Source organism: Williamsia maris, assembly GCF_024171815.1.
GTDB classification, from domain to species: domain Bacteria; phylum Actinomycetota; class Actinomycetes; order Mycobacteriales; family Mycobacteriaceae; genus Williamsia_A; species Williamsia_A maris.
On the sequence record NZ_JAMTCJ010000003.1, the window covers coordinates 653,269 to 676,221 of the forward strand.

18 protein-coding genes are annotated in these 22,953 nt (G+C 70.0%); 6 read left to right on the plus strand and 12 right to left on the minus strand.

Going from position 1 to position 22,953, the window contains the following annotated elements; genetic code table 11:
- Positions 1–258 precede the first annotated feature (258 nt).
- Complete coding sequence (locus LX13_RS16550) at positions 259–2,337, minus strand: ATP-dependent DNA helicase UvrD2 (RefSeq protein ID WP_253662387.1); 2,079 nt, start codon at positions 2,335–2,337, stop codon at positions 259–261.
- Positions 2,338–2,413: 76 nt separating this feature from the next.
- Between LX13_RS16550 and LX13_RS16555 the strand changes: the two genes are divergently transcribed.
- Positions 2,414–2,662, plus strand: a complete 249-nt coding sequence (locus tag LX13_RS16555) for a mycoredoxin (protein ID WP_253662388.1) — start codon at positions 2,414–2,416, stop codon at positions 2,660–2,662.
- 141 nt (positions 2,663–2,803) lie between these two features.
- On the opposite strand, the gene nudC is transcribed toward LX13_RS16555, so the two are convergent.
- Together nudC and LX13_RS16565 are read right to left on the minus strand one after the other, a co-directional pair.
- Entirely contained in the window at positions 2,804–3,742 is a 939-nt protein-coding gene (nudC, locus tag LX13_RS16560) for an NAD(+) diphosphatase (RefSeq protein WP_253662389.1), read from the minus strand.
- 30 nt (positions 3,743–3,772) lie between these two features.
- Positions 3,773–4,453 (minus strand): lysophospholipid acyltransferase family protein, encoded by a 681-nt coding sequence (locus LX13_RS16565; RefSeq protein WP_253662390.1) that lies wholly within the window; start codon positions 4,451–4,453, stop codon positions 3,773–3,775.
- 37 nt (positions 4,454–4,490) lie between these two features.
- Here LX13_RS16565 and LX13_RS16570 point away from each other — a divergent pair, with 37 nt between their 5' ends.
- Positions 4,491–5,075, plus strand: a complete 585-nt coding sequence (locus tag LX13_RS16570) for a TetR/AcrR family transcriptional regulator (RefSeq protein ID WP_253662391.1) — start codon at positions 4,491–4,493, stop codon at positions 5,073–5,075.
- Here the strand turns inward: LX13_RS16570 and LX13_RS16575 are convergent.
- Positions 5,051–6,115: a potassium channel family protein gene (locus LX13_RS16575; protein WP_253662392.1), complete on the minus strand. Its 1,065-nt coding sequence runs from the start codon at positions 6,113–6,115 to the stop codon at positions 5,051–5,053. The genes LX13_RS16570 and LX13_RS16575 overlap by 25 nt on opposite strands.
- A 186-nt stretch (positions 6,116–6,301) precedes the next feature.
- On the opposite strand from LX13_RS16575, the gene LX13_RS16580 reads away from it, so the two are divergent.
- Positions 6,302–6,640, plus strand: coding sequence for a DoxX family protein (locus LX13_RS16580; protein ID WP_253662799.1), 339 nt, complete (start codon positions 6,302–6,304; stop codon positions 6,638–6,640).
- Positions 6,641–6,649: 9 nt separating this feature from the next.
- On the opposite strand, the gene LX13_RS16585 is transcribed toward LX13_RS16580, so the two are convergent.
- Positions 6,650–10,054: an ATP-dependent helicase gene (locus LX13_RS16585; RefSeq protein ID WP_253662393.1), complete on the minus strand. Its 3,405-nt coding sequence runs from the start codon at positions 10,052–10,054 to the stop codon at positions 6,650–6,652.
- Positions 10,047–13,436, minus strand: coding sequence for an ATP-dependent helicase (locus LX13_RS16590; RefSeq protein ID WP_253662394.1), 3,390 nt, complete (start codon positions 13,434–13,436; stop codon positions 10,047–10,049). Before LX13_RS16590 ends, LX13_RS16585 begins: the two co-directional genes overlap by 8 nt.
- Before the next feature lie 121 nt (positions 13,437–13,557).
- Between LX13_RS16590 and LX13_RS16595 the strand changes: the two genes are divergently transcribed.
- Entirely contained in the window at positions 13,558–14,352 is a 795-nt protein-coding gene (locus LX13_RS16595; RefSeq protein ID WP_253662395.1) for an alpha/beta fold hydrolase, read from the plus strand.
- 3 nt (positions 14,353–14,355) lie between these two features.
- Positions 14,356–14,652 (plus strand): MGMT family protein, encoded by a 297-nt coding sequence (locus tag LX13_RS16600; protein WP_253662396.1) that lies wholly within the window; start codon positions 14,356–14,358, stop codon positions 14,650–14,652.
- A 103-nt stretch (positions 14,653–14,755) separates the two neighbouring features.
- Here LX13_RS16600 and LX13_RS16605 read toward each other — a convergent pair whose 3' ends face one another.
- The 5 genes from LX13_RS16605 to LX13_RS16625 all read right to left on the minus strand — a co-directional run bounded on the left by LX13_RS16605 (position 14,756) and on the right by LX13_RS16625 (position 21,136).
- Positions 14,756–15,481 (minus strand): sirohydrochlorin chelatase, encoded by a 726-nt coding sequence (locus tag LX13_RS16605; RefSeq protein ID WP_253662397.1) that lies wholly within the window; start codon positions 15,479–15,481, stop codon positions 14,756–14,758.
- On the minus strand, positions 15,474–16,643 hold the full coding sequence (locus LX13_RS16610) for a uroporphyrinogen-III synthase (RefSeq protein WP_253662398.1): 1,170 nt from the start codon (positions 16,641–16,643) through the stop codon (positions 15,474–15,476). The genes LX13_RS16605 and LX13_RS16610 overlap by 8 nt, the downstream gene beginning before the upstream one ends.
- Positions 16,640–17,005 carry a nitrite reductase small subunit NirD gene (gene nirD / locus LX13_RS16615; RefSeq protein ID WP_253662399.1) on the minus strand — a complete coding sequence of 122 codons (366 nt, stop codon included), beginning with the start codon at positions 17,003–17,005 and terminating at the stop codon, positions 16,640–16,642. The genes LX13_RS16610 and nirD overlap by 4 nt, the downstream gene beginning before the upstream one ends.
- 121 nt (positions 17,006–17,126) lie before the next feature.
- Positions 17,127–19,640, minus strand: coding sequence for a nitrite reductase large subunit NirB (nirB, locus tag LX13_RS16620; protein ID WP_372499924.1), 2,514 nt, complete (start codon positions 19,638–19,640; stop codon positions 17,127–17,129).
- A gap of 62 nt (positions 19,641–19,702) precedes the next feature.
- The gene (locus LX13_RS16625; RefSeq protein WP_253662400.1) at positions 19,703–21,136 is read right to left on the minus strand and encodes a nitrate/nitrite transporter; all 1,434 of its coding nucleotides are present in this window, start codon (positions 21,134–21,136) and stop codon (positions 19,703–19,705) included.
- 298 nt (positions 21,137–21,434) lie between these two features.
- Between LX13_RS16625 and LX13_RS16630 the strand changes: the two genes are divergently transcribed.
- On the plus strand, positions 21,435–22,262 hold the full coding sequence (locus LX13_RS16630) for a glycine-rich protein (protein ID WP_301301288.1): 828 nt from the start codon (positions 21,435–21,437) through the stop codon (positions 22,260–22,262).
- Between the two features lie 10 nt (positions 22,263–22,272).
- On the opposite strand, the gene LX13_RS16635 is transcribed toward LX13_RS16630, so the two are convergent.
- Positions 22,273–22,920: a response regulator gene (locus tag LX13_RS16635; RefSeq protein WP_253662401.1), complete on the minus strand. Its 648-nt coding sequence runs from the start codon at positions 22,918–22,920 to the stop codon at positions 22,273–22,275.
- Positions 22,921–22,953 lie beyond the last annotated feature (33 nt).

Consider the following 22,953-nt stretch of genomic DNA (forward strand, 5'->3'; position numbering starts at 1 on the left):
CGTGGGCGCCATGGGCTCAGCAAAGCTGAATCCCCAGGAATGGACCCCGCGCGTACGCACAGCAGCTGCCGAAGGCATGCCTGCCGACTCGATGACGATTGCGTTGTTCACTGGTCCACTCCTCTCTGTTCCGATATGACACGAGTCGTCCTCGCCGAAGCGAGGTGTTCCCGTACTGACATCAAGGAGCTTACGAGATCGTTCGCCGATCGCACAACCTATTTATGACCTGCGGTTTCGATCTTTTCTCGACGCGGGTCAGGCCCCGGTGGAGGCGACCAGACCGAGCAGCATCTCGCCGTACTGGTCCAGCTTCTTCGCGCCGATGCCCGGGATGGCCACGAGTGCGGCCACGTCGTCGGGCCGCTGTTCGGCGATCGCGATGAGCGTGTTGTCCGAGAAGACCACGAACGCAGGCACTTTCTGCTCCTTGGCCTGCTCGCTACGCCACTCCTTGAGGGCGATGAACAGGTCTTCGTCGAGGTTGCTCGGGCAGCTCTCACACCGGCCGAGCAGCGACGCGGTCTTGCCCAACAACTGCTTTCCGCACACGCGACACTGCGGTCGCTTGCGAATCTTCTTCGGTTCGGCGATGCGGGACGCCGGCGAGTCGTCGGGTACCAGGTCGACCAGGAATCGCGATCGGCGTCGACCACGTCGGCCGCCCTCGGCCCGCGCCAACGCCCACGACAGATGTAGGTGCTCGCGAGCGCGGGTGATGCCGACGTAGAACAACCGACGCTCCTCCTCGACGTCCTCGTCGGAACCGTTGATGGCCTGGTTGATCGGCAGCGAGCCGTCGACGACGCCGACGAGGAACACCGCGTCCCACTCGAGGCCCTTGGCCGCGTGCAGGGAGGAGAGCGTCACACCCTGCACCGTCGGTGGGTGTCGGGCCTGCGACCGCGCCGCCAACTCCGCCGACAGCTCCCCCAGTCCGATATCGGGGCTGTCGACCAGCAGGTCCTCGGAGAGGGTGACCAGCGCGCGCAGCGATTCCCAGCGTTGCCGGGCCTGGGTACCGGCGGGCTCTTCGTCGCTCAGACCCAGTGGACCCAGAATCGCCTTGAGCAGGGTCGGGAGGTCGGCGTCGGTGGGAAGGTCGGTGCGGGCGGCGGCCTGCGCGATAGAGCGCATGGCCTGCCGGATCTCGGCGCGCTGGAAGAACGCCTCTCCCCCGCGCACCTGATACGGGATACCCGCCGCGGTCAGCGCGTCCTCGTGGGCCTGCGCCTGCGCGTTGACGCGGTAGAGGATCGCGATCTCCGCGGGCGGGATGCCCTGTGCGATCAGTCGTTTGATGCGGGCGGTGACCGCGGTGGCCTCGGCGGGCTCGTCGTCGTACTCGGCGAACACCGGCTCGGGGCCGGGCGGCCGCTGACCGATCAGCTTGAGGCGGGTGCCGGCCACGCGGCCACGCGCGGCGCCGATCGCGCGGTTGGCGAGGCCGACGACCTCCGGGGTGGAGCGATAGTCGCGCTCGAGACGGACCATCGCCGCCTCGGGGAAGCGCCGCGAGAAATCGAGCAGGTAGCGCGGGCTCGCACCGGTGAAGGTGTAGATCGTCTGATTCGCGTCGCCGACCACGGTCAGGTCGTCACGGTTGCCGAGCCAGGCGTCGAGCAGACTCTGCTGGGCCGGCGTGACGTCCTGGTACTCGTCGACGACGAAGCAGCGGTAGCGGTCGCGGAACTCCTCGGCGAGCTGCGGGTGTCCGGCGAGGATCCCGGTGGTCACCAGCAGGAGGTCGTCGAAGTCGAGGAGTTGATCGCCGTCGTCGGAGATCTTGGCCGCCTCGTAGGCTCCGTAGACCGCAGCGACCTTCTCGGCCGGGAACGGGGTCTCACGGCGCCGCCTGGTGACCTCCTCGACGTAGTCGTCGACACCGATCAACGAGGCCTTGGCCCACTCGATCTCCGACGACAGGTCACGCAGCGTCTCGGTGGAGGTGTCGAGTCCGGACCGGCGGGCCGCCCGGGAGACCACCGGGAACTTGTTGTCGAGCAGTTCCCAGCGGCTCGAGCCGATCGCCTGCGGCCAGAAGTACCGCAGTTGGCGCATGGCCGAGGCGTGGAACGTCATCGCCTGCACGGTGTTGCCCGACCCGGCCAGACCGAGCGACCGGAGGCGGCCGCGCATCTCACCTGCGGCGCGGGCGGTGAACGTGACCGCGAGGACCTGGCTGCCGCGGACGTGTTCCTCGTTGACCAGGTGCGCGATGCGACGGGTGATGGTGCGGGTCTTGCCGGTGCCCGCCCCCGCCAGCACACAGACCGGTCCGCGGGGTGCGAGGACGGCGGCCTGTTGATCGGGGTCCAGGCCCTCCAGGAGGTGCATCCCTCCAGTATCCCGAAGAGGTGCGACAGTCATGGTTCGGGGAACAATTCGGGGCCGTGAGGACGTTGGGACCGGCATGAGCACTGACACCGCCCTCACCATGTACACCACCTCGTGGTGCGGCTTCTGCGCCCGCCTGAAGACCGGTCTGCGCAGCGAGGGGATCGAATGGACCGAGATCGACATCGAGCGCGAACCCTCGGCCGCCGAGTTCGTCGGCAGCGTGAACAACGGCAACCATGTGGTCCCGACCGTCGTCTACGCCGACGGCAGCACCGCCACCAACCCGTCGCTGAACGACGTCAAGGCCAAGCTCGGCGTCTGACCCGCCAGTAGGGCATCTGACCCCGCCGGTTGGGCACGTGAGTACGCCAGTTGGGCACGTACACCCGCCAGTTGGGCACATGGTGCCCAGTGAACGGTCGTAGGTGCCCAACTGGCGGTTTTTACTGCCCAACTGACGGAGCTAGTCCGCGTCGTGCGCCCAGGCCGTGACGAGTTGACGCGCGATCGAGATCGAGCCCGGCAGCCGTAGGCGCGGGGCGTCCGGACCGTCGTCGGTCTCCGGCGTCCCGTCGCCGCGCAGCCATTCGTCTCCGCTGCTCAATGCGGCCAGGACCTCGTCGCGCGGGAACCAGATCGCCTCGGTGATCTCGCCGTCGATGAAGTCCAACGGCTGGTCGCGGTCGGCACGGGCCTCGAAGCCCAGCATCAGCGAACGCGGAAACGGCCACGGCTGGCTGCCGAGGTAGCGGGGTTCGAACACGTCGAGCCCGGTCTCCTCGTGCAGTTCGCGGATGACGCACTGCTCCAACGACTCCCCCGGTTCGACGAACCCCGCGAAGGTCGAGAACCATCGATCCGGCCAACCGGACTGCCGACCGAGCAGCACGTGGTCGGCGCCGTCATGGACGACGGTGATGATGGCCGGGTCCGTGCGGGGGAACTCCTCGACGCCGGTCTCGGTGTTGCGACGGACCCAGCCTGCCCGGGCCGGCTCCAGCGGATGTCCGTCGACCGGCGAGAAGCCCGCCGCGGCATGCCAGTTCAGGACGCCGAGTGCCGTGCTCACCAGTCCGGCCTCGTCGCCGGTGAGTCGACCGGCGCTGCGTCGGGCGTCGGCACTGCGACCGGTGATCGCCTCGACCCGGATCGCCCACAGATGGACGCCGTCGAGGATGCCGAGGAACACCGCGTGCGGCGGGATCGACTCGGCCACATCGGTTGCCGCGATCCAGTTCAGGCCGTTCTCGCCGACGCCGTAGCGCCCGCCGCCGTCGATCTCGAGGACGCGCGCCTGCGGCCAGTGCGATGCCAGCAGGGCGCCGTCGTGGCGGATCTCGTCGGCCCGATCGATGGTCGACCGGGACAGCAGAGGCGGTTCGATGAACTCAAAAGTAGCCACCCGACGAGCTTAGTGATCGTTGGCGACAGCTCAGGCGGCGGACTCGTCGGGGCGACGCCACCGACGGGCGTAGTCGTCGACGCGGCGTTGACCGGTTCGTGCGGCGATGGCGTCCATCAGCGCGTCCGTGGCGGCACGGATCCCGACCGCGTCCGCGTCCACGCCGCGCAGGTCCAGCGGCGGCAGGAACTCCACGCGCACCCGTTCGCGACCGCGGAGTCCGCGCGACGGAGCGGTGGCGGTGATCGCAACCGGGATCAGCGGCGCACCGGTCGCCAGCGCCACCCGGACCGTACCGGTCCGACCGCGGTACATCGCACCGTCCGGTGAGCGGGTGCCCTCGGGGTGGATCCCCCACACCCCGTCGCGCCGCAGGATCTCGACCGCGGCCCGCACTGCCTGGCGGGCGGAGTCGCCGCCCGCGCGGTCGACCGGGATCTGCCCGGTGGCGGCCATGAACCACCGGACCATCCGCCCACGGGCGCCGCGAGACTCGAAGTACTCGTCTTTCGCGAGGAAGTGCACGCACCGACGCGCGGCCAGGGCGAGATGCAGCGAATCGATCGCCGCCAGATGGTTTGCGGCGAGGATGACCGCCCCGCGTCGCGGGACATGTTCTCGGCCGACGATCTCCGGGCGGCCGACGACGCGCAGCACCGGGCCGATCAGCACGGTGCGACACAGGAATTGGACTGCACCGGCGAGGGACATAGACAGTGTCTACCACCGGTTGGTAGACACTGTCTAGATGGTTGATCACCCGACCCGCGCTGCTCTGGTCCGTGCGGGAGTGGAACTGCTAGAGGAGACCGGGTCCGCAGAGGTGGGCCTGCGCGAGATCGCACGCCGCGCCGGCGTCTCCCACGGTGCCCCGCGCCGCTGGTTCCCGACCCATCGAGCGCTGTTGTCGGCGGTGGCCGCGGTGGGCCTGGATGATCTCGCCCGGGTCGTCACGTCTTCGACCGACGGCAGCCGACATCCCGTTCGCGCCGCGGCCCTGGCCTACATCCGGTTCGCCGTCGACCGACCTGCGATGTTCACGCTGGTGTTCCGACATGACCTGCTCGACGGCGGCGGGTCCGATCTGCGTGCCACGTCGCGGCCGTTGATGGAGTGGTTCCGCGACCTTGTCGATGACCCTGACCGCGACGAACGTGAGATCCGGGCGGCATCGCTGTGGACCAGCGTGCACGGCATCGCGGTCCTCGCGGGTACCGGTGCACTCGCGCTGGTGAGCCCGACCACCTCGCCCGCCGACCTCGTCGACGCGGCGATCGCGGCGTCCCGTACCGGGACGCGGCGATCAGATCAGGCCGGGCCCTTGCGGACGTAGAGCAGACGGTCGCCGTCCTCGATGGCGTCGACCACGCTGTCGTCCACACGATGCAGCGTGCCGCCACGGACGACGCCGAGCACGATGTCACTCAGGTGCTGCGGGGATGCGCCGAGCTCGTCGCGCTCCACGTCACGCTCGGCGATGGCGAACCCCTCGTCCGGCGTGAGCAGGTCCTCGATGATCTCGACGACGGCCGGGGTGGACGTGGCCAGACCGAGGAGGCGTCCGGCGGTCTCCGACGAGACGATCACCGAGTCTGCGCCGGACTGCCGGATCAGGTGCGTGTTCTCCGCCTCGCGGATGGACGCGACGATCTTGGCGTTCGGCGCGAGCTCGCGTGCGGTCAGTGTCGCGAGGACCGCGGTGTCGTCGCGGTTGGCGGCGACAATGATCGCCGACGCGTGCTGAGTGCCCGCGAGGCGGAGGACGTCGGAGCGGGTGGCGTCGCCGCGTACGGTCACCAATCCCTTCGCGGCGGCGTTCTCGAGGACGGTCGGATTGGAGTCGACGACGACGATCTCCGACGGCTTGGTCCCGTCCTCGACCATCGCGGCCACCGCGGTCTTGCCCTTGGTGCCGTATCCGACGACGACGGTGTGGTTGCGCACCTTGCTCCTCCAACGCTGGATCTTGAGTGCCTGCCGGGACCGCTCGGTGAGCACCTCGAGGGTGGTACCGACCAACACGATCAGGAACATGACGCGCAGTGGCGTGATGACCAGGACGTTGATCAGCCTCGCCTCGGGCGCGAACGGGGTGATGTCGCCGTAACCGGTCGTCGACAGCGACACCGTCGCGTAGTACAGACAGTCCAGGAACGACAGCTCGTTGTCCTGGACGTCGCGGTAGCCGTCACGATCGAGGTAGACGATGAACACCGCGGCGAACAGCGCGCCCAACGCGAACAGCACCCGTTTGCTGATCGCCCGCCCCGGGCTCGACTGCATCTCGGGGATGCGGACGACACCGACCAGCGCGTGGTCGGGCATGGAGGTGAGTTCGTCAGGACGGAGTCGTCGACGCAATGGTCCGGGCATCGAGGGGACTGTATCCCGCTGCGAGCGTGGGCGACGAACATCGCCTCAGGAGACGAGTTCACCCGCACACCGGTACAGCCGCGCCCGGTGGTTCATAGTGTCTCCATGGCAACAATCCTGGAGAAGAATCCTCTGGCCCGGCGTGTACGGGCGGCCCGTGACGACGCGTCCCGCGAGGCGACGGTGATGGGCGCGGGCCTGATCACCATGGGCGTGCTGCACTTCGTGGTCCCCGGCCCGTTCGACGCGCAGATCCCACGGGAGATCCCCGGCGAACCCCGGACCCTCACCTATGCCTCCGGCGTCGCCGAGGCGGCCATCGGCGCGGGCCTGCTGATCCCGCGCACACGCAAGCCCGCGGCCGCGGCCGCCATCGCGCTGTTCGTCGCGGTGTACCCCGCCAACCTCAACATGGTCCGGATCTACTGGGACAAGCCGTTGATCCGAGCCGGGGCGATCGCGCGACTGCCCTTCCAGATCCCGATGATCACCACCGCGGTGAAGATCTGGCGCAGAACCCCCTGAGACAGAAGGTCATCGCTGCTCCGACGCCGCGGCGCCGAGTAGTCGCGCGAGCTCATCGCGGCTGGGCAGGTCGTCGGGCTCGACGGTGACGCCGGACCGGACGTAGTGGAACGCCGCCCTTACCGACTCGACCGGGACACCGCTCAACTCGGCCCACGCGATGCGGTAGGCGGCCAACTGGATCTGCACCGAATGTCGTTGCGCCGCATCGGGCTGCGCGCCGGTCTTCCAGTCCACGACCACCGCTCCGCCGCCCGGCTCCGCGAACACCGCGTCGATGCGTCCACGAACGACGGTGTCGCCGATGACGGTCTCGAACGGAACCTCGACCTCCACCGGGCTCCGCGCCGCCCACGACGACCGCAGGAACGCGTCGCGGAGTTCGGCGAGGTCGGTGTCGGAACCGGCGGTCGCGTCGGCGGCACCGGGCAACTCGTCCATGTCGAGCAGACGGGTGGCGCCGTAGCGCCGTTCCACCCAGGCGTGGAACGCGGTTCCCCGACGGGCGAGACGGTTGGGCTTGAACGGGATGGGGCGTCGGAGTCGGCGGGCGAACGCCGCCTCGTCGCGGTCCAGCTCGACGAGGTCGCTGACCGAGAGGTGCTGCGGCAGAGCGACCTCGAGGTCGATCGAGTTCATACCCGCCCGCTCGGCCAGCAACGCGTCGACCTCACGACGCCACTCGTCGACCTCCGGGTCCATGGGCTCGCCTGCGACCTCGACCCCGGACCCCAGGGCATCGGCGTCGAACAGGGCCGGCTGTCCGCGACGTCGCAGCGCCTCGAGCACCCGGTCGGCACCCGCGCGCACCTGTGATCGGCGGTCACCGAGCGGATCACGGGGCCACGGCGCGGCCACCGCGTGCGCGGCCAGCGGGTTCTCCGCCGACTCCTCCGGCGTCGGATCCCACCGGTCGATCCGCAGACCGGCCATCGACTCGCCCGCCTCGACGAGCTCGGTGACGATGTCGTGGATCTCCTGCAGGAAGATCGACGGTCCCTTGGGGTTCGGGCTGCTCTGGGTCCAGTGGTGACCCGAGATCAACAGTCTCCGTTTCGTTCTGGTGAGCGCGACGTAGAGCAGTCGGCGGTCCTCCTCCAGCCGACGGTCGCGCAGCGCCTGTTTGTGCTCGTCGATGAGGGTCTCGAGTTCCTTGCGATCGGTCACGCCCTCGGTGTCGAATCGGGGGAAACCCACACCGGTGGCGTCGGCGAGGTCACCGCGCAGATGCGCGGGCAACTCACGGGCGCTGCCGAGCCAGGTCCCGTCCGAGCGGCCGCCCGGGAAGATGTTGGTGCACAGGTGCGGCAGCACGATGACGTCCCACTCGAGGCCTTTCGCGGCGTGCACGGTGAGGATCTGCACGCGCTCCTCGGCGATCTCGACCGCGCCGGGCTCGAGGCCCTTCTCGATCAGGGTCGCCGACTCCAGGAACGCCAACAGGCCGGGCAGCGTCGCCGCCGACCGCTCGGCGTAGCCCGACACGTGCTCGGCGAACGCGTCGAGATGCTCACGGCCGGTGATGTTCCCGCGCATCCGGCGCGCGCGGATCTGGGTCTCGATGCCCACTCCGAGGGTGGCCTCGACATCGGCGACGAGTTCCGGCAGCGGTTGCCCCATCCGACGTCGCAGACCGTCGAGCATGGCGCCGAACTCGCTCACCCGGCGGAATCCCTCCGGGCTGTAATGCGCCTTGTCACCGGGGTCGGCGATGGCGTCACCGAGACCGGCCTGGTCGACGGCGTCGGTGGGCAGCGCCGCGTCGAGCGCGTCGTCGAGCGCTTCGGCCGAGGTCACCGAGCCGGTCACCGCGGCGAACTCGACGGCAGCGAGCTCACGCGCCCGGCGCCACAGGGCGGCGAGGTCGGCGGCCCCGAGCCGCCATCGGGCCCCGGTGAGCAGCCGCATCGCCGCACTGCCCGCCATCGGGTCGGCCATCAGCCGCAGCATGGCGACGACGTCCTGGATCTCCGGGACGTGCAGCAGGCCACCGATGCCGACCACCTCGACCGGGATGCCACGGCTCTCGAGTTCGGCGGCCAGCGGCGCCGAGTCCTCGTTGCGTCGGACGAGGACCGCGGTCGTCGGCGCGGGTTCACCGGCAGCCTCGGCGGCGGCGTACTCGGCCGACACCCGGTCGGCCACCCAGCTCCGTTCGTCGAGGACGGTGTCGAACAACGCGACCTCCACGTCGCCGTCCGGAGCACCGTCACGGGCCCGCAGGATGGACACGGGGATACCGGAGGCACGCAGCTGCTCGGAGATCTGGTTGGCCAGGACCAACGCCGTGCCGGGGTTGCGCCAACTCGTCAGCAGTTCCATCCGGCGCGCCGGAGTGCCGTCGGTGGACGGGAAGTCGTGGGCGAAGCGGGGCAGATTCGCCGCCGACGCCCCGCGCCACCCGTAGATCGACTGGATCGGGTCGCCGACCGCGGTCACCGCGATGGAGGTGTTCGTCGCGGTCGGGTCGAGACCCGCGCCGAACAGCGTCGACAGCAGGATGCGTTGGGAGAAACCGGTGTCCTGGTACTCGTCGAGCAGCACGGCTCGGATGGTCTGTCGTTCGGCGGCAGCCACCTCGGGGTGATCGCGCACCAACCGCGCGGCCAACGACATCTGGCTGCCGAAGTCGAGCACGTTCTGCTCACGCATGATCTGCGCGAGCCGGGCGACCAAGGGCACCAACCGGTGTCGTTCGGTGATCACGTCCTGCACCGACCGCATCGCCTGCGACGGATCGGCGCGCTGACGCTTGCCCGGCGGCAGGGTGTCGACGAGCCGATGCAGGTCGAGCCCGGCCTCGGCGATGTCGGTGAGGTCGACGAGGTGTTCGGCCGCATCGGAGTACAGCTTGAGCACCGCCTCGGTCACCCCCGCCGGCGTCTTGGCGGTCTCCAGGTCATCGGTCCAGCCGGTGACGACGCCGAAGGCCAACTGCCACAACTCCGTCTCCGACAACAGCGTCGAGGCGGGCTCCACCGGGAGCAGCAGTCCGTAGTCGGCGATGAGCCGCCCGGCGTAGGCGTGATAGGTGCTGACCTCGGGATCGGCGCTGCGCAGCAGGGTGCGCATGGAGCCGTCCGGATCCCACAGCATCATCGCCGACGACCCCGCGAGCATCGCCAGTCGGCGTCGGATACGCGCGGCGAGTTCGGAGGCGGCCTTGCGCGTGAACGTGAGTCCGATGATCTCGTCCGGTGACACCATCCCGTTGGCCACCAGCCACACGACGCGCGCGGCCATCGTCTCGGTCTTGCCCGCCCCCGCGCCTGCGACGACCAGCACCGGCTCCATCGGCGCCTCGATCACCGCGACCTGCTCGTCGGTCGGGGGTGGCAACCCGAGGGCCGCCGACAACGACCGCGCCGAGACCCGTGAGCCGATCGAGCGATCGGTGGTGATCTGGTCAGTCATCGGTCACCGCCTTGCCGCGCAGAGTCGCCGGGCAGGACGCCGCGAGACCGCAGTGTCCGCAACCGGGGTTGATGGTGGCCACGAACCGCGGCCCGATGCTCGCCCGCGCGGCCGACCGGACCACCTCGATCCACTCCTGCACCTGATCGGGCGTCAACGGTGACTGCGTGCGCACCGTGGCCCCGGTCTTCTTCGACGCGGTGTTGACGTACACCAGCTGTCCGCCGCCGGGTTCGGCCGACCCGACTTCCGGCACGCCACCGAGGTGCAGCGCGAGCTGATAGGTGGCCAGCTGCGGATGTACCTCGGCATCGGCTGCCGTGGCCGCGGTCTTGGTGGTCTTCACGTCGACGACGACCGGCCGGCCGGCGTGGTCGCGTTCGAGCCGGTCGATGCGTCCGCGCAGGCGGATCGGCACACCGGCGATGGGGTCGGGGGCAATGAGGTCAGGGGCCGGATCGGCATCGGGGTCCACCGCCTCGGGCGGGAGCAGCGCGTCGACGTCGACCTCGACCCCGATCGCGTCGAGGTCGGCGCGCGAATGGGTCAGCCAGTCCGCGAAATGGGTGAGCATCGCCTCGGTGCGGTCGAGCTCGTGCGCGGAGAACCAGTCCGCGCCGACGTCGACCTGATCCCACACACGGCGCAGGGCGCCGGTCACGTCGGCGGGGTCGATCTCGCCGGCCACGGCCTGCACGAGGGTGTGCACCAGCGTGCCCGCGACCGCGGGGACCTTGTCACCGTCGCGGCCGCCGTTGCGTTCGAGCATCCACCGCAGCGAACACCGTTGCAGCGCTTCGATGTTCGACGGGGACAACGTCACCGGGCCGCGTTCGGGAGTCCACAGCGACACCTCGCTGCTGGTCTCGGGCAGTCCGTACCAGTCGTGCGGATGCGCGCCCGGGACACCGGCGTCGGCGAGGCGGGCGAGCAGCTCGGCGGCCTCGGGGTGCGGGTCGGGGCTGCAGACCTGCGCGCGCAGCGTTGCCACCAGCGACGGCAACGACAGGATCCGTTGTACCGCAGGGGCCACCGGCAACAGTTCGTCGGCGGACACCGGCACCGCATCGGTCGCGTCGGGGTCGGCGCCGAGCGCCGCGGCCAGTTCGACGACGAACCGCGACGGCGCGGAATCGCCGCTACCGTCGTCGACCGCGGACACCAGCAGCTGTCGGCGCGCGCGGGAGCAGGCGACCAGGAACAGCCGTCGTTCTTCGGCCAGTGCAACCGCCGAGCGGGAGACCGTGTCGATGCCCTCGGTGGCGACGCCGTCGAGCAGGTCGACCAGTTGTGGTGTGGCGAGGATGCTCCCGCGGCTGCGCAGGCTCGGCCACAGTCCGTCGAGCACACCGGCGACGGCCACGACCTCCCACTCGCGTCCGGCCGAGGCGTGCGCCGAGACGATCGTGACCGCGTCGGAGATCGCGCTGCGCCGTGGCGCCTCCCCGGGGATCTGAAGCTTGCCGACATGCTCGACGAAGGCACCCAGCGTGGCGGCGGGGAGGTTGTCGGTGAAGCTCGCCGCGACGTCGAACAGCGCGACCACCGCGTCGAGATCCCGGTCGGACTGATCGGCTCCGGGTCCGCCGCGCAACGCGGTGGCCGACCACCGACGCGACAGCCCGGTGGCCTGCCACGCCGACCACAACACGTCCTCGACCCCGCCTCCGCGGGCGGCCACGGTGCGCGCGGAGTCGAGCACGTCGAGCACGCGCTCCACCGAGCCCCGCTCGGTCGCGGTCAGGGCGTCCAGATGCGGCTGCGCCAGTGCGCGGTCGGTCGCCGCCAGCTCGACGATGATGTCGAGCGAATCCCGCTGTGCGGCATCGCTGTCACGCATCTCGGTGTCGACGCGACGCACGCCGCGACGCAGTCGGCGCAGCGCGGTCGGATCGGCGCCGCCCACCGGACCGGTGAGCAGTTCGACGATCTCGTCGGCGTCGAGGGGGTGTTCGACGGCGCGCAGGACGGTCATCAGCGCGGCGACCGCGCGTTGCCGGTGCAGCGGCATCTCGGTCGCCGGCGTCACCACCGGCACCCCGGCCGAGCGCAGGGCGCGCCGCAGCGGCGCGATGGCCCGCGGGACCGACCGGACGACGACGGCCATGTCCGACCACGCGACACCGTCGAACAGGTGCGCCCGCCGCAGCGCGTCGGCGACCGCGGTCGCCTCCTTGGCCGCCGACGAGTACGAGGTCACGGTGACCGCCGCGCGTCCGCCGGTCTCGGTGTCGGCGCGCACGCCCCGCGTCGGCGGGTGGACGCGCGCACCCGGTAGGCGCGCGGCGATTCCGACACCCACCGCGGCCACCCCGTGGGCGCTGCGGTGGTTGAGTTCGAGTATCACGTCGTGGTCGCCGCCCGCGGGGACGAGGGTGTCGAGGAAACGTGAACTGGCGCCGCGGAATCCGTAGATCGACTGGTCGCCGTCGCCGGCGATCACGGTCACCTCGGTGCCGGTACCGACGAGGCGGACCAGGGCCGCGGCGTGCGGGTCGAGGTGGTGGGCGTCGTCGACGAGGAGGTGGCGGATCCGGGCGCGCTCACGGTCGAGGAGGACCGTGTCGCCGGAGAGTGCGGTGAGCGCGGAGCCGATCAGTTCGGCGGCGTCGACGGCCGGGGCGGACGCCTGCGGAGCCTCGACCCCGACAGCGCCGCGCAGCAGCATGCTCTGTTCGTACTGGCGGTACGCGATCCCCGCGGCCACCCATTCCTCCCGACGGTGTTCGCGTCCGAGGGCGATGAGCCCCTCGGGCCCGATACCGCGTTCGGCGGCGCGCATCATCAGGTCGCGCAGCGCCTGGGCGAAGCCGTCGGTGCCCAGCGCCGGTCGGAGCCGCTCGGGCCAATGGCGTGCGCCGTCGTCGATGTCGCCGGCGAGCAGCTCGCGCAGCACCGCGTCCTGTTCGGAACCGGTGATCAGGCGCGGCGGCGGGTTCCCGTGTGCGGCCGCCTGGAGCCGGAGCACCGCGAACGCATACGAGTGGATGGTGCGGACCAGGGGTTCGCGCGTGGATCGGCGCAGATCGCGCCGCTGCGCGGACGCGTCGAGCACGCGGGCACTGATCTGCTCACGCAACCGGGCCGCGGCGCGTCGGTTCGCGGCCAGTACGAGCACCGACTCCGGGTCGGTGTCGGGATCGGTGAGGCGGGCGACCGCGATGTCGGCGAGCAACGCGGTCTTGCCGGTGCCCGGACCGCCGGTGACCCGGAACGGATGCCAGCCCGACCGTTCGTCCGCCTCGACCGGCGCGGTCCCCGCGATCAGTGCGGCCGCGTCGGGGTTCCACTCGTGGTCGGTCGGGGCCGTACGAGGAGGCGACACCAACGTGGCCCGGACCTCGACACGACGCGGCGACGATCCGCGTGACGGCTGCGTCATGTGGTCCCCCCCCTTGTCGTCGACACGGCGCCCCGGTCGTCTTCCCGTCGCCCGTGCACACCGATCAGATCACGACGGTGCGACAGCCCCGGGTCGTCGTGGATCCGGCATGATCTCCACCATGACAGCTCTGACGGTGCCGGTGTTCGGGCCGGCCGACGGGACCACGGTACTGGCCCTGCACGGCCTGACCGGGCACGGCAAGCGGTGGACGAACCTGGCGAACGACCACCTGCCGGAACTGCGGATCGTCGCCCCCGATCTGCTCGGTCACGGTCATTCGTCGTGGGATGCGCCGTGGACGATCGAGGCGCAGGTGGCGGCGATCATCGAGGTCCTCGACACCCATGTCGACGGCCCCGTGGTGGTCGTCGGGCACTCCTTCGGTGGCGCGCTGGCGATCCATCTCTCCCGCGCCGAGCCGTCCCGGGTGTCCGGACTGGTCCTGCTGGACCCGGCCATCGGGCTCGACGGCGCCTTCCTGTCGGAGGTGGCCGCGGCCAACCTCGACAGCTGGTATCTCCGCGACCGGCAGGACGCCCGGGATCGCAAACGGGCCGAGGCGTGGTGGGAGGTGCCCGACGCGCTCCTCGAGGCCGAGATCGCCGAACACCTGCTCGTGGCCGCCGACGGTCGGATGTCGTGGCGGGTGCATCCGTCCGCGGTGGCGACGACCTGGAGTGAACTCGCCCGTCCCCACGTGATGCCCGCGCCCGGCATCGACGTCCGGTTGGTGGTGGCCGACAAGGTCCAACCGCCCTACGCGCCCGCCCCGTTCATCGACGAGCTGACCGCGCAGCAGGGCGAGCGGTTCATCCTGCACCACGAGGACTGCGACCACATGGTGCCGCTGTCGCGCCCGGAACTGACCGCGCGGCTCGTCCGGGACGCCGTGGCTTCGGTCGCCGCAGGATGAGTCGTGGCGCCCATCACCGATGACCAGGTCGAGCGGGTGCGCGCCCTGGTGGCGCAGATCCCGTCCGGACGTGTGTCGACGTACGGCGACCTCGCCGACGCGGCGGGTCTGTCCAGTCCACGCATCGTCGGCTGGATCATGCGCACCGATTCGGTCGACCTGCCGTGGCACCGGGTGATCGGCGTATCCGGACGCCCCGCACCGCATCTGCGCACCACTCAGCTCGAGGCGCTGCGCGCCGAGGGGGTAGTCATCACCGATGGCAAGGTGCAGATGTCGACGGCGCGTCACCGCTTCTGATCGCTGAACACAAGGTTTTCGGCACGTTCGGCACGCGTTTTCGGCACGATCGGCGCGCGTTTTCGGCACGGTCGGCGCGCGTTTTCGGCACGGTCGGCGGGGGCTACCGCACGGTCTGAGTGGACACCGATGTCGCGGCGGCGACGAAGCGACTCACCAGCAGATCCGCGATGGCCGGGTCGGCACCGAGTGGATCGGTGACGGCGTCCGCACCACAGGCCGACAACCGCGTGTGGAACAGTCCGGGCGCCAACAGGTATGCGGCGATGACGACCCGTCCGGTGCCGTGGGCGCGGGCGGCGGCGACCGCCTCGGGCACCGTCGGCGATGCGGTGGTGACGAATCCGACCTCGACCGGAACCCCGACGAGGTCGGCGAGTTGTCCTGCGGCGCGGCCGACGTCGGCACACGCGGAGGCGTCCGACGATCCCGCCGCGGCGAGGACGACGGCGTCACCGGGACGCCATCCGGCCTGGATCAGACGCCGGTACAGCACATGGGCGAGCGCCGGGTCCGGCCCGAGGCTCGGCGTGACCGTGACGTCGGGATGTCCGCTGTGCGCGACGTGGTCAGGAAGATCCTTGCGCACGTGGTACCCGGCGGCGAGGAAGGCGGGGACCACCACGGCCGGGCCGTCGAGTTCGGAGAGGACGTCGGACGGGTTGGGGCCGAGCACGTCGACGAAGGCGACTCGCGTCCGACCGATGCGCTCGGAGACGAGGTCGGCGATCGCGGCGACAACCGACACCCCTGCAGCCGAACGTGTTCCGTGTGCGACCAACACCGGTGTCATGTGCGACGGGAACGCGTCGCCGGGCCGCTCAGTCATCGTCACCCTCCTCCTCGTACTCGAGATCGACCGACAACCGGTATCCCCGCTTGACGACGGTCTGCACCATCTTCGGATCGCCGAGTGCGGTCCGCAGACGCGCCATGGCCGTCTCCACCGCATGGGTGTCGTCCCCGCCGCCGGGCAGCTCGGCGAGCAGCGCCTGACGGGAGACGACGCGCCCCGGGATCCGCGAGAGTCCCTTGAGCAGTGCGAGACCCGCGCTGGTGAGCGTTCGGACCTCGCCGTCGACGACGACGTTGCGCGAGAGGATCGACACGTCGTGTCCGGCCACCCGCAGCACCTGCGCGCGGCGCGGGAGTTCGTCGGCGATGAGCCGGGCCAGCGCCCCGAGGCGGAACCGGGTGGGTTGCAGTGTCGGGACCTCGAGTTCGTGCAGCGGTCCCGCGGTGACCGCGCCGACGCACATGGCGTGCACCGACGTCCGCAGGGCGTGCAACAGGGAGTCGAGGACGCCGATGTCGCGGGCACGTCCCAGCATCGACGCGACCGCGGGCGCGCTGGTGAACGTGATCGCGTCGATGTCGGAATCGATGGCGGCGGTGATCATCTGGTCCATCGGGCCGTGATCGTCGGGGGGTGTCCACCGATAGACCGGGATCGGTACGACGATCGCGCCCGCCTCCCGCAGCACCTGACACAGGTCCGGCAGCGGTTCCCACTCGGTGGTCGCACCGTGCAGTTGCACGCCGACCCGGACGCCGTCGACACCCTGCTCCAGCAGGTGATCGAGCACCTCACTGGACGACTCGTTGGGCGGCGACCACTCCTCACGCAGTCCGGCGGCGCGGATGGACCCCTTGGCCTTGGGACCACGCGCCAGCACCGTGGACTGTCCGAGCGCGTCGACGAGCTTCTCGGCCATGCCCCAGCCGTCGGCGGCCTCCATCCAGCCCCGGAAGCCGATGCCGGTGGTGGCGACCACCACGTCGGGCGGCGAGGCGATGATGTCGGCGGTCACCCGTTCGAGTTCGGCGTCGTCGGCCAGCGGGATGATCCGGATCGCGGGTGCGTGCATGACCTCGGCGCCGCGACGGCACAGCAGGGCCTCGAACTCGTCGGCTCGGCGAGCGGCGGTGATCCCGATGGTGAACCCGGCGAGCGGCCGGTCGGTGAGGCTGGGGACGGGCGTGGGGGTCACCGGGGACAGACTTCGACAGTTCCGTCGACGACACGGGTCTCGTAGGTGCCCAGTGCCACGGTGTCGTCGTCGAGACACCGACCGGTGCGCAACGAGAAGACCTGCTTGAGCAGCGGTGACGCCACGGTCGGTTCGCCTGCGCGGTCGCCGACGATTCCGCGGGACATCACGGCGGCCTGCCCGAACGGGTCGACGTTGCCGACCGCGTACAGCCGGTCGTCGGACAGCCGGAACAACGCCACCTGGGTCGCGTCGGGAAGCAGTACCGCGACACCGCGACCGGGGACGAGATCGTCGAGCGCACATGCTGACGTCCACACCCGCGTGGCGGCGTCGGTGTCGTGGTGGTCGATGACGGTCATGGTGAGAACTCCTCCGGCGGTGGTGTGATCGCCGCCCTCCAGTGTGGTCAGCAGATGTGAATGGGGTGTTTCGCCCGTGTCGGTTGGCGGTAAACCGCCAGGTGGGTTCGCTGTGGCCGGGTCACGACCTCGCCGGGACGGTCGGTGATCCGAGCAGAACGGGCACCTTGCGCCCCGACGAGTCGTCGAAGCCGATGGTCGGATCGGACTCGTCGGGTGCGTTGACGAACGAGACGAACCGCTTGAGCTTCTCGTCGTCCTCGAGCACCGCCGACCACTCGTCGCGATAGCCCGCGACGTGGGCGTCCATCGCCTCCTCGAGTTGGGCACAGATGCCGAGGCTGTCGTCGCACACGACGTCACGGAGGTGGTCGAGACCACCCTCCAGGGAGTCCAACCACGGCGCAGTGCGCTGCAGGCGGTCCGCGGTGCGGATGTAGAACATCAGGTAGCGGTCGATGTAGGCGATGAGGGTCTCGTCGTCGAGGCCGGAGGCCAGCTGCTGGGCGTGCACCGGACTCTGACCGCCGTTGCCTGCCACGTAGAGGTTCCAGCCGGATTCGGTCGCGATCACGCCGACGTCCTTGCCCCGGGCCTCGGCGCACTCGCGGGCGCAGCCGGACACCCCGAACTTGATCTTGTGCGGCGACCGCAGTCCGCGGTAGCGCTGCTCGAGCCGCACGGCCATCGCCACCGAGTCCTGGACCCCGTAGCGACACCAGCTCGTCCCGACGCAGCTCTTCACCGTGCGCAGGCTCTTGCCGTAGGCCTGCCCCGATTCCATCCCGGCGTCGACGAGTCGGCGCCAGATCTGCGGCAGCTGTTCGACGCGGGCGCCGAACATGTCGATGCGTTGCCCACCGGTGATCTTGGTGTAGAGCCCGAAGTCCTTGGCCACCTGACCGATCACGATCAACTGGTCGGCGGTGACCTCGCCGCCGGGCATCCGCGGCACCACCGAGTAGGAGCCGTTCTTCTGCAGGTTCGCCAGGAAGTGGTCGTTGGTGTCCTGCAGCGCGGCCTGTTCACCGTCGAGGATGTGGTCGCTGGAGGTCGAGGCGAGGATGGACGCGACGGTGGGTTTGCAGATGTCGCAACCGGTTCCGGTCCCGTACTGCTCGATGAGTCCGGAGAACGTCCGGACACCGGTGGCGGCGACGATCTCGAAGAGCTCCGAGCGCGACTGTACGAAGTGCTCACAGAGCGACTTGCTGAGCACCACACCGGATTCGGCGAGCAGCTTCTTGATGCTGGGGAGGCAGCCACCGCAGGTGGTGCCCGCGCACGTCACCGACTTGACCGCTCCGACGTCACACGCGCCGTCGGCGATGGCCGAGCAGATGGCCCCCTTCGACACCGCGTTGCACGAGCAGATCTCGGCCGCGTCGGGCAACGCCGACAGGCCGATCGCCGTCCCCGAGGACGACGGCGCGATCAGATCGCCGGGGTCGCCGGGGATCTCGCTGCCGACCATGGGCTTGAGCATCGCGTAGGCGTCGGCGTCGCCGACCAGGATGCCTCCCAGTAGCGTCCGCGCGTCGTCGGAGACGACGACCTTGGCGTAGGTGCCCGCGACCGGGTCGCTGTAGACGATCTCGAGCGCTCCCTCGGTGACGCCCATCGCGTCACCGAAGCTGGCGACGTCGACACCGAGCAGCTTGAGTTTGGTCGACATGTCCGCACCGGCGAACGTGGTCGATCCCCCGAGCAACTGGTCGACGACGACCTCGGCGGTGCTGTAACCGGGCGCCACCAGGCCGTAGCACCGACCTTCGACCGCGGCGACCTCGCCGATCGCGAAGATGTCGGGATCGTCGGTGCGGCAGACACTGTCGGTGAGGACACCGCCGCGCTCCCCCACGCCGACGCCGGCGGCCCTGGCGAGTTCGTCACGCGGTCGCACGCCCGCCGAGAACACGAGCAGTCCGGCGTCGATGGTCGAGTCGTCGCTCAACGTCACCGTCAGCCCGCCCGAGGGCGCCGTCTGCACCGAGGTCGTGGACACCCCCGTGTGCACGGTCAACCCCAGTTCGGTGACCAGGCTCTCGAGCAGCGCCCCGCCACCGGAGTCGACCTGCAGCGGCATCAGGCGCGGCGCGAACTCCACCACGTGCGGGACCAGCCCCATCAGCTTGAGTGCGTTGGCCGCCTCGAGACCCAGCAGACCACCGCCGACGACGACGCCCGTCGCACCCGGCCCCGCCGCCTGCGCGGCCGTGCGGATCGCGTCGAGATCGTCGAGGGTGCGGTAGACGAAGCATCCCTCGGTGTCCTTGCCGGGGATGGGCGGCACGAACGGGTACGAGCCGGTGGCCAGAACCAAAGCGTCGTAGACGATCTCGCCGCCCGTGGCGGTGGTGACCGTGTGCCCCGCCCGGTCGATCGACGCGGCCGACTCCCCCAGTCGCACGGTGACGAGGTCGTCGCCGAGGTAGTCGTTGCCGGCCAACGCGAGCGCGCTGCGATCCCATCCGCTGACGTAGGAGGACAGACCGACGCGGTCGTACGCCGCGTCGGGTTCCTCGCAGAGCACCACCACCCGCCACTGATCGGTGGCGTCACGCGTCCGCAGATTCTGGACGAAACGGTGGCCTACCATGCCATGACCGACCACGACAACGGTTTTGGTGCTCACAACAATCCTCTCGGTACAACACTGTGCGGTGCTCGATACGGCCTCGACCAGGCCGTGTCGGACTAGGTGACGGTCGCCGCGGGACTGGCCGACGCCGACGGCGAGTCGACCGACTCGGGTGCGAGTGCGCGGTCGGATCGCTCGTTGCGGGCGTAGAACCACCAGGTGACGACGCCGGCGATGACGTAGAAGGCGAGGAAGATCCAGAACGCCGTGGTGGCCGACTTGTGGGCCTTGTAGCTCTCACGCAGCACCAGGTTGATCGCCACGCCGCCGAGTCCGCCGAAGGCACCGGCGATACCGATGAGCGCACCCGACATCGAGCGCGACCAGGTGACCTTGCCGAGCGCGTTGAGACCCTTGTTCGCCTGCGCCTTGGCCTCGAACACGGCCGGGATGATCTTGTAGACCGAGCCGTTGGCGACGCCGGAGATCAGGAACAGCAGGATGAAGCCGACGATGAACCCGGTCAGCTCCGCGCCACCGATCCGGTGGTTGTTCGCATCGGCGGACATGCCTGCGATCACCAGGATCGACGACGAAGCGACCATCGCGACGAAGCAGTACATCGTGACGCGTCCGCCACCGACCTTGTCGGCCAGCCTGCCGCCGACGGGACGGGCCAACGACCCCAGCAGCGGTCCGAGCCATGCGATCTGCGCCGCCGCGAGTGCGGGCTTGTCGGCGCCGTTGGCGGTGAAGCTGATGTTGAGGACCTGGCTGAACGCGAAGCCGAAGCCGATGAACGAGCCGAACGTACCGATGTAGAGCAGTGAGATCAGCCAGGTGTCGCGGTACTTGAGGCAGTCGACCATCGCCTTGGCGCTCGACGTCTGGTGGTCGAGGTTGTCCATGAAGACGGCCGCACCGACGCCGGCGAGGGCCAGCGCGACGAGGTAGATGGCGCAGACGATCTCGGGGCGGTCGGCGGCCAGCCAGATGACCAGCAGACCGATGAGCTGCACCGCGGGGACACCGATGTTTCCGCCGCCGGCGTTGAGACCCAGCGCCCAGCCCTTGAGACGCTGCGGGAAGAAGGCGTTGATGTTGGTCATCGACGAGGCGAAGTTGCCGCCGCCGAGGCCGGTGAGCGCCGCGACGAACAGGAACCAGCCGAACCCGAAGTCGCCCGGGTTGAGCATCAGCATCATCGTCAGACCCGTGGGGATCAGCAGGACGATGGCACTGAAGATGGCCCAGTTGCGTCCGCCGAATTTGGCGGTCGCCTGGGTGTACGGGATCCGCAGGCAGGCGCCGAAGAAGGTGGCGGTGGCCGCGATGACGAACTTCTGGTCGAGCGAGATGCCGTAGGTCGGTCCCATGAACAGCGCCAGGACGGAGAACAGGGACCAGACGGAGAAGCCGACGTGTTCGCAGATCACCGACCAGATCAGGTTCCGGTTGGCGATCTTCGCGTTTCCGTTGTCCCAGGCCTCACGGTCCTCGGGATCCCAGTCGGTGATGTAGTGCTTCCGGGTGCTGGCTGGTGTGGTCACGCCGTTGCCTTTCGTCCGCGCTGCTGCGTGACGCGGTGGGAGCACCGCGTCGGACCGACGTGGCGTCGGTTGATGGCGCAACCGTAGGAAGCCGGTGTTGCGTCGACTTGTCAGCGCGTGTCCTGGTGGTCACAAGTTGCTCACCCCGGTGCACGGACCCGAGTGAGACGCCGGACCGGCGCGGCGCTCACATCGCGCGTTCCGGCGAGTGACCTGCGGACCGGAATCACCGATCCGTTATCGTTCCTTGACGTACGGTGAGCTAGCTCACCACCGAAACACACCAGGGTTGGGGTTCATGATCAGAAATCGTGTCGTCGCTGTCGCAGGTGCCGGCGTCATCGCCCTCGCCGGAACGATCCTCGGGGTCGGCCCCGCGGCCGCCGCGCTGCCCGCAGGGTGCACGCAGGCGCCGTTCCAGGCCACCGTCCGGTGCACCTTCACCTACACCGGTACCTCGCAGACCTTCGTCGTCCCGCGCGGCCTCAACCGCGTGCTGGTCACCGCGACCGGCGCCCGCGGCGGCGGCGCGATCCAGGGCCGACCCACGGTCGCGTCGAAGATCACCACCTACATCCCCGCTCGCGGCGGACAGCGTCTGTTCGTCTACGTCGGTGGCGGTGGCCAGACGGCCAAGCAGTTCGGACAGCTCGCCCTCGGCGGCTACAACGGCGGCGGCGCAGGCCGCCCCGCGGGTGGCGGCGGCGCGAGCGACGTACGCACGGTCGGCGGTCCCGCATCGTCGTTCCAGTCCCTCAAGTCGCGGCTGATCGTCGCCGGAGGCGCCGGCGGTACGACCGCTGCGAGCCGCGGCGGCGACGGCGGGCGCCCGGGTGAGAGCAACAGCAACAACGGCGCGGCCGGCGGTGGCCCCGGCGGGCTGTCCAACCCCGCGACCCCGGCCGGCCGGTCCGGTGTGGGCGGGTTCGGCTTCGGCGGGAAGGCTGTCGGTGCGGGCGGCGGCGGAGGCGGCGGTTTCTTCGGCGGCTCAGCAGGATTCGGCAACGGCGGCGGTGGCGGGGGCTCCAGCTTCCCGGGCGTCCCGTCGCCCGTGTTCACCCCGTCGGGCTCGCAGGTCACCATCAGCTACCCCGGACCGTGCTTCCCGTTCTGCTTCGGTAGCTGACGCGAGGGCGTCAGACGACGACGCCGGCGCGGAACGCCTCGATCGCGATCTCCACCCGGTTGCGGGTGCCGAGCTTGGTCGAGATCGCCGAGACGTGCGACTTCACCGTCGTCTGACCGAGATAGAGCCGACCGGCGATCTCGCCGTTGGTCGCGCCCGAGGCCAACTCGATCAGCACCTCGCGCTCACGCGGGGTGAGTGAGCGCAGCGCCGTCGCGGGAACGGGCCGACGTTCGCGCCCGACGAGCTCGCGGAGCGACTCCAGGCTGAACAGGGTGTTGCCCGCCGCCACGACACGGACCGCCTGATGGAACGTCTCCGGCGCCTCGTCCTTGCGCAGGAAGCTGTGGGCACCGGCCGCGATCGATGCGGTGACCACGTCGTCGAGGTCCATCGACGTCATGGCGATGACCTTCGGCGGCGCCGCCAGCGTCATCAGCGCCGCGGTGGCCTCGAGACCGCCGAGCCGCTTCATCTTCAGGTCCATCAGGACGACGTCGGGTCGGTGGGTGGCCACCGCGTCGAGGACCTGGTCGCCGTCGTCGACCCCGGCGACGACACGGATGTCGGTGGTGGCCCCGAAGATATCGGTGACACCGCGGCGGACCATGGGGTCGTCGTCGACGACGAGTACGGCGATCTCCGGTGGTGAGGTCATGGTGTGCGAATGGTAGACGCACCGACCGACATC